We start from the raw sequence: 13012 nt of genomic DNA on the forward strand, positions 1-13012 counted from the left end.
GGGGATATTTCAATAGAAGATGAATCTATTTATGGCGACGGCGTTAATCTCGCTTCAAGGATTGAATCACTTGCTGTTCCCGGCTCCATTTTTATTTCTGAAAAAGTCTTTGATGAAATAAGAAACCAGGAAAATCTTAACGCCCGTGAAATGGGTTACTTCGAATTAAAGAATGTAACAAAACCTGTTCGCATATTTGCGATAGATAACAAAGACCTGGTGGTGCCCACCCGCAATTCGTTAAAAGGGAAAACCAAAGAGCCCACAAATCGTCTTGCAGTGCTGCCTTTTATAAATATGAGTGCCGATCCTGAAAATGAATACTTCAGTGATGGTATCACAGAAGAACTACTGAATGCGATCACAAAAGTAGATGGACTCCAGGTAACATCAAGAACCTCTTCTTTTGCTTTTAAGGGCAAGAATAATGATATAAGAGATATCGGCATGCAGCTGAATGTCGATAGAATACTGGAAGGAAGTGTACGCCGATCCGGCAACCGCGTGCGGATTACGGCACAGTTGATTAACACATCAGACGGATATCATATCTGGAGTGAAAATTATGACCGTAATCTTACAGATATCTTTGATGTGCAGGATGAGATCAGTAGTATTATAGCAAATAAACTTCGTGAGAATCTGACAGCACGTGAACAGGAAGAAAGACTTGTAAAAGTACCAACTCATAATCTCGAAGCATATACTCTGTTCTTAAAGGGACTGCATTTTCATAATAAAATAAATCCCGCAGATACTAAGAAAGCTATAGCGTTTTATGAAGAGGCTATAGCGCTTGAACCGGACTATTCCGAGGCTTATGCCAAGGCAGCAGGTGCCTATGCTTTCCTCGGAGGAACCGGTCAGATGCAACCCAGTGAGGCTTTTGCAATAGTTCACAGGTACAGCGATAAAGCACTGCAACTGGATAGTTCATCGGCACTTGGTTATACAGCAAAGGCTTCTGCTTACCTGTTTTACGATTGGAAATGGCAACAGGCATATAGTACGTTACAAAAAGCGCTTGAGCTGAATCCCGCTGCAACCGGTGCGCGCCAGCTACTGTGTTTTTATTATATGATGAAAGGACAGAGGAAAGACGCAGTCAATATCATGGAAAAAGCTTTGGAAATTGATCCTTTATCAACGATTGTCAACCAATACCTGGCCGAAGCTTATGTAAATGCAGGAAGAATTGATGATGCATTAAAACAAGTCGAAAGATTGTTAGAGATACATCCGCAAATGACGATAGCACTGGAGTTAAAGGGCTGGTGCCTCGGTGCAAAAGGAGATTGGAGGAAGGCCGCCGGAATATTTGAAAAACTACACCTGCAGTTAAAAAATCCACTAAAAGGGCTTGCTCCATTGGCATGTGCATGTGCTAAACTGGGAGAAGCCCAAAGAGCATTAGATTTTATAAGAAAGATAGAACAACGGCAGGTTGAGGAACCTGGAGTTGTGTTAGATCTGGACCTGGCTATGATCTGGTGGTCATTGGGAGAAAAAGATAAGACTTTTTATCATTTATTTCGGTGTGTCGAGAAAAGGATGGGCGCTGTAGCTATTCTTATTGATCACCCTATGTTCACCGGGATTGCTGATGATGCCAGGTATCGGCTTTTGAAAGAGAAACTAAACCTGGTTTAATCAGCCAGTTCCGTTTAATATCAGATCATGAAACACCACGATTATTTGAAGTTAATTCCTGCTCAGCATTCGGGTCGGGAGATAGAGGTAGAATCTAATGTTAGCTTTGATAATATCGATGCAGCCACGATCTTTTATGAAAAGGCAAAGGATCGGCTACTTGATATAAACAACTGGGATCATATTGCGGGGCTCGTCAGTGCAAAATTCCAGGTTGTAGGAGCAGGCGGTAAAGAGGTTATAAATAAAGTAGAAAAAGGTTATTATCTCAGGATCGATATTCCAGGTCCCGGCAGCAAAGCAGGTGATGGCTATGACTGGGTTTTTGTTGAAGAACTTTTAGAGAAAAATGAACGGGGCGTTCAAAGCATCGGGTTTCGTGTGCGGCCCAGCGAAAATCCCTTGGGTAATCCCGATGAAACCGCGCATTTCTATTCGCAGGAATCGACCAGCAATTTTATTGTAACACGCGAAGAAAACCAGGTTTATGCATGGATAGTGGACCGAAACATCAAGCCCAATCAGAATGCCAGCTCGGTTACCGATAAGATCCGGGACTCAACCATTGGTACAGGGGCATTAGGGATATTTTCGAAAATTCAATGGCAGGGACTTGCAGATGGACTGTTGAAACAAGAAAAATAATACCTGTCATTTGAAAATAGAATCTGGGCCTTTTCAATTGTCAAAGCAGGTTTATCCAAATTTTGTCGTCAAATATTATTCCCCTCCCGGGGGTGATGTATTATTCTTAAATTTATCAAACCACTTATTACAACCAGTATGAGCGAAATTAAAAAAGAAGACATCAAACAAGAAGTGTTTGATCTGTATGATGACTATGCACATAATCGTGTTGAACGCCGTGATTTTATTCAGAAGCTGTCTACCTACGCAGTCGGCGGACTTACCGTCACGTCTCTCATGAGTTTTCTTATGCCGGATTACCAGGGCGGAATTCAGGTCCAGGCAGACGATGCCAGGTTAAGTTCAGAATATGTCAATTACCAGTCACCAAAGGGAGGAGGTTCCATTAAAGCATTGTTGTCTAAGCCTGCAGATGCCAAAGGAAAACTTGGAGGTATTGTAGTTGTTCATGAAAACAGGGGGCTCAACCCTTATATTGAAGATGTGACAAGAAGAGCTGCCCTGGCTGGATTTATTTCCATTGGTCCTGATGCTTTAACTCCCCTTGGTGGTTATCCTGGTAATGATGACAAAGGAAGGGAACTACAGAGTAAACGTGACAGGAACGAAATGCTTGAAGATTTTATAGCAGGATACGAGTATTTGAAAAATCATAAAGATTGTAACGGGAAAGTGGGAGTTGTAGGCTTTTGTTTTGGCGGATGGATCGCAAACATGATGGCAGTGCGGGTGCCTGACTTAGCAGCCGCAGTTCCTTTTTACGGTGGTCAGCCTGCAAAAGAAGATGTTCCCAAAATTAAAGCGCCGCTACTGATTCATTATGGAGAGCTGGATACCCGTGTGAATGAGGGATGGCCAGCCTATGAAGCAGCACTCAAAGAAAACAAAAAGGAATACAAGACTTATATCTACCCGAACGCAAATCATGGCTTTCATAATGATACAACTCCACGCTTTGATAAAGCAGCTGCGGAACTTGCCTGGACAAGAACAGTTGATTTTTTCAAAGAGAAACTGAAATAAGTTTGTGAGAAGAAACGGACAGTCCGGTAATGTATTCGATCATAACCTTAAAAAGTTCTGAAAATGAAACGTAAAACATTCTTAACTGCGCTGACTCTTTTGCCATTGTATAAGGCAGTGGCCAATATGAATTTCCGTTTCTTCTCTCAATCCTGTAAAACGCAAAAGGACCAGGAAGGTCCTTTTTATAAGAAAGGCTCCCCTATGCGTAATGTCATAGAGCAAGGTGGTACACTGCTAACTATTAAAGGAAAAATTCTCAAAGCCTCGGATTGTGCAACACCGGTTAGCAATGCCACACTTGATATCTGGCATTGTGATTCGCAGGGAAATTATGACAACCAGGGCTTCAAGTGCCGTGGAATGGTGAAAACAGATAGTAGCGGTGGCTATACGTTTGCTACAATTTTCCCACCTCCTTATGGTTCAAGGCCCCGTCACATCCATTTCAAGGTAAGAGCGGAAGGTTATCCGGAACTTACCTCCCAGATTTATTTTAAAGGTGATTCCAAAATCAACAATGATTTTGCACGAAATGCAGAACCAGATCGCATCATTGAAGTACTCAAGGTGAATGATGAACTAAACGGGCAATTCAATATTTACATTTAACTAAGTACCTGCAAAGAGCGGCCGCTGTTAACATAACATTAGCATTGCATAAACTTTTCGCCTGGCCGAACTCAGTCTGGATCCTTATTCAGAAGGGTGTTCGCATTATTGATTTGAGTAATGCTGTCTTCCCTTGCTTCGCGTTGCTTAACTAATGGCATTCTTTTCAATCCAATACAGGCTTGATTTTAATTACATATTGTTCCTTTTCTATTCGCTTTATCTCGTTATTCTTATTCTTCATCTCTTTATTCTTAGTATTGGTGCTGGCTTTTTCTTTTTGAACTTCATTTGAATTTCCCGCCAGCTTATGTTTTGACTCCCCGAAACTCAATTTGGTTCACTTATCTCCAGATTTTCTCCAAATTGTCATTCGAGTTTTATGCCACTAAAGTGAACAATATAAAATTCAAAAAGTGAGTTATGGTGTACAGAAAATTAGGAAACGCCGATTTAAACTTATCGGCTATATGTTTTGGGGCATGGGCAGCAGGTGGCTGGATGTGGGGTGGTACAGCAAGGAATGATGCTATTAAAGCGATCAGGGCAGCATATGATTTGGGAGTTACATCGATTGATACTGCTCCTGTTTACGGTCAGGGCAATAGCGAAGAAATCGTAGGTGAGGCGATGAAAGATCTTCCAAGGGACAAGGTGCAAATACTGACAAAGTATGGAATGCGTTGGGATCTGGCAAAGGAGGATTATTTTTTTAAAAGTGCTGATACCAATGGCAAAGAAATAGACATCTATAAATACGCTGGAAAGAAAAGTGTTATTAAAGAATGCGAAGACAGTCTGCGCCGGCTGGGCACTGATTATATTGATCTATACCAGATACATTGGCCGGATACAACTACTCCTATTGAAGAAACAATGGAAGCTGTTGCCCAATTGATCGAACAGGGAAAGGTTAGGTATGCCGGCGTTTGCAATTATAGTGCGGCGCAACTGAACGAAGCCCGGAAATATGTAAATATTGTTTCGAACCAGGTTCCTTACAGCATGGTGCTCCGGGATATAGAAGACGAGCTGGTTCCTTATTGTTTGGAACACAATACATCTATCCTTGCTTACAGTCCATTGGAACGTGGTTTACTGACAGGTAAGATGAAGCCAGGTTATGCGTTTGCAAATGGGGATCACAGAGCCGGTCTTTATTTCTTTACTGATGAAAATATCCAAAGAGTCAATGTATTCCTTGAAAAAATTGAGCCATTGGCTCAGGATAAAGGTGCAAGCCTTGCTCAGTTAGTTCTTCGATGGACAATTGAACAACCAGGTATTACCATTGCGCTCGCCGGGGCCAGAAATAAAAAACAGGCTATTGAAAATTCCCTTGCCCTGACCATCAATTTATCGGAAGATGAACTGGAATTTATAAGCAGGGAGCTTTCAGATCTTCATTTACTTGATGAACAAATTGAGCAGTCCTTAACTATTAATCAATGACAACTATTAATCAATGACAAAGATGAAAATTGACAATATTCCCTGCATTAACCGTTTATCAGCAACGACCTTCATATTAACGACCTTTTTCACTATGATTCTTTTTGGGTGTAATAACTCTGCCAATAAAGAAGAGACCGCTACTGATTCCAGTGCTACAAAGGCTGCCAACACAAGTTCTTTGTTACAGTTGCCTGAAGGATTTAAGGCTGTTTTAGTAGCAGATAGCGTCGGGAAAGCCAGGCACCTAGCAATAAATAACAAAGGAGATATTTATGTTAAACTGGCGGCTTTAAAAAATGGTAAGGGGATTGTTTATCTGCGGGACACCACCGGGGATGGTAAAGCAGATGAGCAAACAGCCTTTGCTGACTATGCAGGAACAGGAATGTATATCCGCGGAGGCTATCTGTATGCATCATCCAATGATGCGGTCTACCGGTACCGGTTGAGCGAGGATGGGAAAATTTTACAAACTGATCAGCCAGAAACAATAGTAAAGGGTTTAATAGACCGCCGTCAGCATAATTCGAAATCCATTGTGCTGGATCAAAAAGGTAATTTATACGTAAATATCGGTGCTTATTCCAATGCTTGCCAGGTAGTAGATAGGGCCGCAGGATCACCGGGACAGACCCCTTGTAGTATTTTGGATTCAGCAGCCGGCATCTGGCAGTTTAAAGCAGATCAACCTGGTCAGGGCTATAACAATGGGGTACGGTACGCTACCGGCCTTAGGAATGTTGTTGGTCTGGATTGGAATAATGAAGCTGACCAGCTTTTTGTTATGCAACATGGAAGGGATCAGCTGTTTCAACAGTATCCAAATCTTTATACTCAACAACAAGGGGCCGAGTTACCAGCTGAAACCATGTACGCAGTAAATAAAGGTGATGATTGCGGTTGGCCTTATGTCTATTATGACCAGTTTCAAAAGAAAAAAATACTGGCACCGGAATACGGTGGCGACGGCAAAAAAACGGCTGGCGAAAAAGCCATAGATCCCATTACTACGTTCCCCGGGCACCTGGCGCCAGACGGTTTGTTGTTTTATACAGGTAATATGTTTCCAGAGAAGTATAAAAATGGTGCATTTATAGCTTTTCATGGGTCCTGGAACCGTGCTCCTGAAAAACAAAAAGGATATTTTGTTGCTTTTGTACCTTTTTTAAATGGAAAGCCAAATGGTGCATGGGAAATCTTTGCAGACAATTTTGCGGGAACGGATTCTATCACCTCACCCGGGGATGCAAAACATCGTCCATGCGGTTTGGCCCAGGGACCAGATGGGGCCTTGTATGTTTCTGATGATAACCAGGGCTCGATATATAGGATTTCATACGAGGGCCAATAACAATTTTGAGTACCAAACAGACTCTGTATCAGAACCAAAAATTTTTACGGATGAAAAAGGATTCGATATTATTTATTTCATTGGGGCTAATAATAGCAGCATTGATTTTTAGTTGTGGTTCAAGTCCTGATTCCCGGGCTTCTATCGATCGGGGCGGTAAAATTTATACGCAGTATTGTTTGGCCTGTCACCAGGCCGATGGTAGTGGAGTGCCGCAATTAAATCCTCCTCTAAAAAACACAGATTATGTTCTTGGTGATGAATCAAGGCTGATAGGCATTGTAATGAATGGATTCAGTGAAGGCGTGGAAATTAACGGAGACACCTATACGAACCCGATGCCGCCATTTGGTGCCGTTTTAAAAGATGAAGAAATTGCAGATGTGCTAACATATGTCCGAAACAGCTTTAATAATAAGGCAAGCAAGATATCTGCAGAACAGGTAAAAGCACTAAGGAAATAGGAGAATGGTTGGTTAATCTATAAATAAGATGAACATATGGAAGCAATTACGATTCTTATTGTTGGGGATCATACTTTGCTTAGGCAGGCATGGAGTTTTCTTTTATCTAAGGATCCGGTGTTCAGGGTAGTTGCGCAATGTGACAACCACGACGATGCGATACAGAGTGCGAAAGAACTCCTTCCGGATATGGTAATTATGGATATTAACATACCTGGAATAAGAGGTCCGCAGACCATATTGCAGATTCGAAATCTTTCACCCGACTCAATCATTCTCCCAAGTAATCACAAAGAAATTTATCATTTCTTGTTTGAACTTGCTACTGAGGCCATAATAATGACGGATGACAATGGAATTTGCATAGAAACCAGTGAAAATTTTTGTGCCATGTTCGGCTATAATACAGGCGAATTGCTGCAAACCGACATAAAAGAACTCTTTGATCAGGAGCAACTTCAGGTACTTCCAACGCGATATAATAAGCTGGCAATCGGTGAGGATATGTTTATTGAAAGAAAGATGTTACGAAAAAACGGAACCGCTATTTATGTAGAAGCTTATGCAAAAAGGTTTGTTGACAGCCACATTCTGGCAATTGTCAATGATATAAGCGGGCAACTAACAGTACAAAAGATACTGCAAAAATCAGAATCCCATCTTCATTCCATTTTAGAAACGACTAATACGATCTATATATTAGTAGATACTCACCTCCGTATTATCACCTTTAATTCGAAGGCAATTGACTTTGCAAAAAACGAATTAAACCGTACCATCGAAGTGGGTGGCTATTACCCTGATTATTTTCCGGCGACCAGTCGACCTGGATTGCTTAATCAGATTAAGGAAGTTTTTTCCGGGAAACAAGTCAGTTATGAAGTCAGTTACCCGCAATCTGACGGTTCATATAAATGGTATTTTATAAGAATGTTACCAAGTCTGAAAGGCGATAAAATTGAACCTGGATTGATGATGGAAGTAACTGACATTTCAGAACGAAAAATATTGGAACAGGAATTAGTGAATCAGAAAGTGCGGGAGCAAAAAAACACTACAAGGGCCGTTTTGCGTGCCCAGGAAATTGAAAGAAACCGGATCGGTCAGGAACTGCACGACAATGTGAACCAACTGATGGCGAGTATAAAATTGTATATCACCATGATAAGCGAGAGTTCAACAAGAAGGGATATAACTGAACGTGCTATAGAGTTAGTTGACATTGCCATAAGTGAGATCCGCGTAATAAGTAAAGAACAGGTAACTCCGGATAACAAATTTTCTTTAAAAGAATTGATAGAAGATTTGATTCACGATTTAAACAAAAATACTCAGGCAAAAACAAAATTCGAAGCTAACGTGGAAGGTCCACTAACGATTGATGAAGATCTTAAAATAAATATTTACAGGATTGTCCAGGAACAGGTAAACAATATTCTTAAATATGCATCGGCCTCAACCGCCCGTGTTTCAATACTAGATTATGGAAGGGCTATAAACATATCGATTGTGGATAATGGTAAAGGCTTCGATCCTGGTATCAGGAGAAAGGGCATAGGATTATCGAATATGTTCAACAGGGTAGAAGCTAATCACGGTAAAATAAGTTTGGAAAGTAGTCCCGGGAAAGGTTGTAGTATAAATATAGTAATACCCTACTAATTACACGCGTCTGCTATAGTATCCAGCTAATAAAGTATCCAGCTAATAAAGTAACCAATCAAATAAACAGTAACCAATCAAATAGACAAATATGAAGATCCTAAAGACCGTGCTATCAGCTTTTTCAATATTGATTCTGTGCACAAATTTGAAAGCTTATGAAAGCCCCCCTCAAAAAGATATATACCAGATCAAAGTATATAGAATGAAAACGAGCGAGCAACTGATACAGGTTGATAGTTTTCTAAAAAACGCTTACTTGCCTGCACTACACCGGTTAGGAATTTCGCAGGTGGGTGTCTTCAAAAATTTGGGCATAGATACTGCAGGCGAAAAAGCTATTTATGTGCTGATACCCCTGCACTCGCTGGAGCAACTCAGTAAAATAGAAGACGGACTAGGTAAAGATAAGGACTACATTAAAGCCGGCGCTACCTACCTCAACGTTCCGTATAATTCTCCCGCTTACACCCGTATTGAAACGATAGTCCTGCGGGCTTTCAACAACATGCCTCATTTTCAATCTCCTTCACTAAAAGGCGAAGTAGCGGAAAGAGTTTATGAGTTGCGCAGTTAAGAAGGATCGGGAGAGAAATTGTATAAGCAGAAGGTGCACATGTTCAATGAAGGCGGCGAGATTCCGTTATTTAAGCGACTTGGTTTTAACGCTGTTTTTTACGCTGAGGTACTGGCTGGCAGCCGGATGCCAAACCTGATGTACATGACAAGTTTTGATAACCAGGCCGCCAGGGACGAGCATTGGAAAAGTTTTGGCGCAGACGCTGAATGGAAAAGACTATCTGCTTTGCCTGAATACCAACATACAGTTTCTAAAGCGGATATTATTCTACTTCATCCGGCAATTTATTCGGAATTTTGAATTCATGCTACGAATTTCAAATGGCAACGGCGTAACTTTCAATCTCCAGAATTGATACAGTTTTTAGCAGTTCCTTTGAATTTGACATATGAAAATACTTATCATAGAAGATGAAAAAAAGTTAGCTGACAACATCTGCACTTTCTTAAACAGTGAGCAGTATACCTGTGAAGTCGCCTATGATTATTATACCGCCATCGAAAAAATTCATATTTATGAGTACGACTGTATCGTTCTGGATATTACGTTACCAAACGGAAGCGGATTAGATATATTAAAGGAATTAAAACAAAACAAAAAATCAGAGGGAGTTTTAATTATCAGCGCCAAAAATTCATTGGATGATAAGGTTTTAGGTCTCCAGATTGGTGCTGATGACTATCTGACCAAGCCCTTTCATTTACCGGAATTAGTAGCCCGGGTATCAGCAATAGTCCGCCGTAAAGCTTTTGCAGGTAATAATCAGATCGCACTTGATGATCTGACTTTGGACCTTATGGAAAGGTCATTAAAATCCAATAACGGGAACATTCCTCTTACGCGTAAAGAATATGATCTGTTGATTTATTTTCTGAGTAACAGGAATAGAGTGGTTACCAAAGAATCAATTGTGGAGCACCTTTGGGGAGATGAAATTGACATGGCCGACAGTTATGATTTTATCTATTCGCATATAAAGAATTTGCGCAAGAAACTCATGCAGGCAGGATGTCCCGATTATATCAAAGCGGTTTATGGCATGGGTTATCGTTTTGACTATCATGGTTAACTTAATTAGTTGTTCATGTTAATTAGTTGTTCATGAAGCTTTTTAGCCGATATAACCGGATTGTGCTGCTGGTACTGGTTTGCTTGTTTTTGTTGTCGAGCGTTATTTATTATTTTTTATTGGACTACATCCTTATTCAGGAAGTAGATGAAGTGATGGCTCATCGAAAAATCCGAACAGAAAATTATGTGCGTGCTACGGGACATATGCCACCGGCGGATCGTATGGGTGAGGTGCGCATAAATTATACTGTGGTAGAACGACCAATAAAAGAGGTTTTTTCTTTTGAGACGGCATACGATACCATAGAAAATTCAGCCGGAACTTTTAGAAAGTTTTTATTTACGGTACCCGCTGATGGACAAATCTACCTGGTTACCCTGATGAGACCTTTGGCCGGTACGCGAAACCTGACTATAACGATAATCCTGGTCACGCTTGCGACCATCCTGTTAATTCTCATCATTTCGTTGTTGATTAACCGGCTTGTGTTGCGCAAGCTATGGCAACCTTTTTATGAAACTATTGCTGCTATGCGCAACTATAAGTTGAGCAAGTTAAAAGAGGTAACATTACCTCATACAAGCATTGAAGAGTTTGTTTTCCTGAATGAAAATTTGAAGGATACTATTCATAAAGCAGAACAGGAGTACCAGACTTTGAAGGAATTTACAGAAAACGCATCACACGAATTGCAAACGCCGCTCGCCCTCATACGATCAAAATTGGATCTGTTTATTCAAAGAGAGGACCTGTCTGAAGCACAAAGTGAAGAGCTGAAGGAAATTTATCTCGGCGTTAAGAGGTTATCCAGGCTCAGCGGATCACTGCTTTTGTTGGCAAAGATCGAGAATCAACAATTTGCAGAGGTCAAAGTTATAGACATCCGGGAAAAAATTGAAAAGAAGGTCAGGCAATTCGACGAGTTGTGGAAAGATAACCAACTTAATCTTCATTGTGACTTGCAGGATGCGAGTATACAATCCAACAGCGATCTGACTGATATCTTATTGAATAACTTATTAAGTAATGCGAGCAGGCACAATGTAGTTGGTGGCACTATTTATATTCATTTGCGGGCAAATAAGCTTATGATAAGTAATACTGGTTTACAAAAAGAACTGGATTCAAAACGCATTTTCGCACGTTTTTATAAGGGTGAATCAAACAGTCATCAAAACGGATTGGGTTTATCAATCATCAAGCAAATTTGCGAGCGATCGCAGATTGAAATTGATTATTCATATAAAAATAGCCGACATATTTTCCAGTTATCCTGGTAAAATTAGTTTGTGATCAGATTCTTAATGATTACATAAAATTTTCAGGTAAGCAGCAGTTATTGCGTAAAGACCCCTGTTTCTACAGGGGTTTTGTGTTATGTGCTATGCATACCATTGCTGAGTAACGCATGATCACCCGGGCAATGTCGGTTTCTCCGCAAAGTCAGTTACTCCATTGAAAAGCAAAATATTCGGCTTGTTCCTTGCCAGTGTTTATCAAAGCATGCGGTACACCAGAAGAATAAAAAATGACATCGCCAGGTTCGGCTGGATAAAGTTGCCCGGCTATATGAATTTTTACATTCCCTCTTAGCATCAAAATAATTTCTTCTTCCTTGTGTATATGTGGTGCGTGACTTTCAAGGCCAGGATTAAGTGCAGTAGTGTGCATTTCAAATTTTTCCAATTGTGAAGTCGACCTGTTGAAAAAGCCTTTCCGGCCGCCTTTTTCGGTTTTATTGAAAGCCACTTCATTCCAGTCTAGCATAAACGAACCACCTTTTTGTTTTGCTCTGTCTAAATCAGCCGGTAGTTTAGACTTGTATTCCAACACATAAAAAGTAGCTGGTGAGTTGTCAGCATTTTCGACACTATGTTCTTCGCCAGGCATAAAAAATGCAATACTGCCACGTCCCAGTATTTTGGTGTTACCCTTGATGGTGACTTTTACTTTTCCATCTTTCACAATAATCAGTTCTTCCATATCAGCAGGGGCATGGCGGGTATGAGAAACCAGTCCCGGTTTGATCGTAGTGCTATGTACTTCAAACCGCGATAACGAAGTGGTGCTGCCTTCCATCACAGGTACGGTTGTCTGTGGATCTTTTTTTGTTTCATTTAATGATTTGAGGTTGTAAACTTTGGACGGCAATGAATCCAGTTCCTGAGACATGATAACAGATGCGTGCAGGGTAATTGCTATGAGAAGAGCTAAAATCTTTTTTTGCATGATTTATATTTATTATATTAAAATGCTTCTTAAGGCAATCTAATGATTAAATGAATTAAAACAACATAACGGCGACCGCAAAACGAAGGCCCGTTACTTTCTTTGGTTACCAGGATTCTTATGCAACAGTTTTTGGTCGCTTCTTCGCACCGTTGGGAGCGGGATTGTGCCTTTTTGCGGCTGTGTCCCGTGGTTAATACCTTTGCTCATGCCGCTCGATGCTGTTGTCTCCGATCGGCTTTTTTGCCCTGATCAGCTTTGTTAGG

Annotated in this window: 13 protein-coding genes; 12 read left to right on the forward strand and 1 reads right to left on the reverse strand. The window is 40.8% G+C overall.

Annotation, left to right across the window (positions count from 1 at the left end; translation table 11 throughout):
* The 12 genes from VK664_RS17895 to VK664_RS17950 all read left to right on the forward strand — a co-directional run.
* On the forward strand, positions 1-1650 hold a 1650-nt coding region (locus tag VK664_RS17895; protein WP_461400060.1), incomplete at its 5' end, for a tetratricopeptide repeat protein.
* Between the two features lie 27 nt (positions 1651-1677).
* Positions 1678-2295: a hypothetical protein gene (locus VK664_RS17900; RefSeq protein ID WP_461400061.1), complete on the forward strand. Its 618-nt coding sequence runs from the start codon at positions 1678-1680 to the stop codon at positions 2293-2295.
* Positions 2296-2433: 138 nt separating this feature from the next.
* Positions 2434-3321, forward strand: coding sequence for a dienelactone hydrolase family protein (locus VK664_RS17905; RefSeq protein ID WP_461400062.1), 888 nt, complete (start codon positions 2434-2436; stop codon positions 3319-3321).
* A gap of 63 nt (positions 3322-3384) precedes the next feature.
* Positions 3385-3933 carry a dioxygenase family protein gene (locus tag VK664_RS17910; protein ID WP_461400063.1) on the forward strand — a complete coding sequence of 183 codons (549 nt, stop codon included), beginning with the start codon at positions 3385-3387 and terminating at the stop codon, positions 3931-3933.
* Between the two features lie 423 nt (positions 3934-4356).
* Positions 4357-5385, forward strand: a complete 1029-nt coding sequence (locus VK664_RS17915; protein WP_461400064.1) for an aldo/keto reductase — start codon at positions 4357-4359, stop codon at positions 5383-5385.
* 13 nt (positions 5386-5398) lie between these two features.
* Entirely contained in the window at positions 5399-6739 is a 1341-nt protein-coding gene (locus VK664_RS17920) for a PQQ-dependent sugar dehydrogenase (RefSeq protein WP_461400065.1), read from the forward strand.
* A gap of 50 nt (positions 6740-6789) precedes the next feature.
* Positions 6790-7203 carry a c-type cytochrome gene (locus VK664_RS17925; protein WP_461400066.1) on the forward strand — a complete coding sequence of 138 codons (414 nt, stop codon included), beginning with the start codon at positions 6790-6792 and terminating at the stop codon, positions 7201-7203.
* Positions 7204-7239: 36 nt separating this feature from the next.
* Complete coding sequence (locus VK664_RS17930; RefSeq protein ID WP_461400067.1) at positions 7240-8865, forward strand: PAS domain S-box protein; 1626 nt, start codon at positions 7240-7242, stop codon at positions 8863-8865.
* A 91-nt stretch (positions 8866-8956) separates the two neighbouring features.
* The gene (locus VK664_RS17935; RefSeq protein WP_461400068.1) at positions 8957-9442 is read left to right on the forward strand and encodes a hypothetical protein; all 486 of its coding nucleotides are present in this window, start codon (positions 8957-8959) and stop codon (positions 9440-9442) included.
* A 39-nt stretch (positions 9443-9481) separates the two neighbouring features.
* A complete protein-coding gene (locus tag VK664_RS17940) occupies positions 9482-9745 on the forward strand; it encodes an NIPSNAP family protein (protein ID WP_461400069.1) in 264 nt (87 codons plus the stop codon).
* Between the two features lie 88 nt (positions 9746-9833).
* Entirely contained in the window at positions 9834-10514 is a 681-nt protein-coding gene (locus tag VK664_RS17945; protein ID WP_461400070.1) for a response regulator transcription factor, read from the forward strand.
* 32 nt (positions 10515-10546) lie between these two features.
* Positions 10547-11797, forward strand: a complete 1251-nt coding sequence (locus tag VK664_RS17950; RefSeq protein ID WP_461400071.1) for a sensor histidine kinase — start codon at positions 10547-10549, stop codon at positions 11795-11797.
* A 163-nt stretch (positions 11798-11960) separates the two neighbouring features.
* On the opposite strand, the gene VK664_RS17955 is transcribed toward VK664_RS17950, so the two are convergent.
* Positions 11961-12746 carry a cupin domain-containing protein gene (locus tag VK664_RS17955; RefSeq protein WP_461400072.1) on the reverse strand — a complete coding sequence of 262 codons (786 nt, stop codon included), beginning with the start codon at positions 12744-12746 and terminating at the stop codon, positions 11961-11963.
* Positions 12747-13012 lie beyond the last annotated feature (266 nt).

It is taken from the genome of Flavitalea sp. (assembly GCF_035489435.1).
Classification (GTDB): Bacteria; Bacteroidota; Bacteroidia; order Chitinophagales; family Chitinophagaceae; genus DATHKG01.

Coding starts and splice junctions, on each gene's coding strand:
- VK664_RS17900 (WP_461400061.1), top strand. CDS start 1,678: ATGAAACACCACGATTATTTGAAGTTAATTCCTGCTCAGCATTCGGGT.
- VK664_RS17905 (WP_461400062.1), top strand. CDS start 2,434: ATGAGCGAAATTAAAAAAGAAGACATCAAACAAGAAGTGTTTGATCTG.
- VK664_RS17910 (WP_461400063.1), top strand. CDS start 3,385: ATGAAACGTAAAACATTCTTAACTGCGCTGACTCTTTTGCCATTGTAT.
- VK664_RS17915 (WP_461400064.1), top strand. CDS start 4,357: ATGGTGTACAGAAAATTAGGAAACGCCGATTTAAACTTATCGGCTATA.
- VK664_RS17920 (WP_461400065.1), top strand. CDS start 5,399: ATGACAAAGATGAAAATTGACAATATTCCCTGCATTAACCGTTTATCA.
- VK664_RS17925 (WP_461400066.1), top strand. CDS start 6,790: ATGAAAAAGGATTCGATATTATTTATTTCATTGGGGCTAATAATAGCA.
- VK664_RS17930 (WP_461400067.1), top strand. CDS start 7,240: ATGGAAGCAATTACGATTCTTATTGTTGGGGATCATACTTTGCTTAGG.
- VK664_RS17935 (WP_461400068.1), top strand. CDS start 8,957: ATGAAGATCCTAAAGACCGTGCTATCAGCTTTTTCAATATTGATTCTG.
- VK664_RS17940 (WP_461400069.1), top strand. CDS start 9,482: ATGTTCAATGAAGGCGGCGAGATTCCGTTATTTAAGCGACTTGGTTTT.
- VK664_RS17945 (WP_461400070.1), top strand. CDS start 9,834: ATGAAAATACTTATCATAGAAGATGAAAAAAAGTTAGCTGACAACATC.
- VK664_RS17950 (WP_461400071.1), top strand. CDS start 10,547: ATGAAGCTTTTTAGCCGATATAACCGGATTGTGCTGCTGGTACTGGTT.
- VK664_RS17955 (WP_461400072.1), bottom strand. CDS start 12,746: ATGCAAAAAAAGATTTTAGCTCTTCTCATAGCAATTACCCTGCACGCA.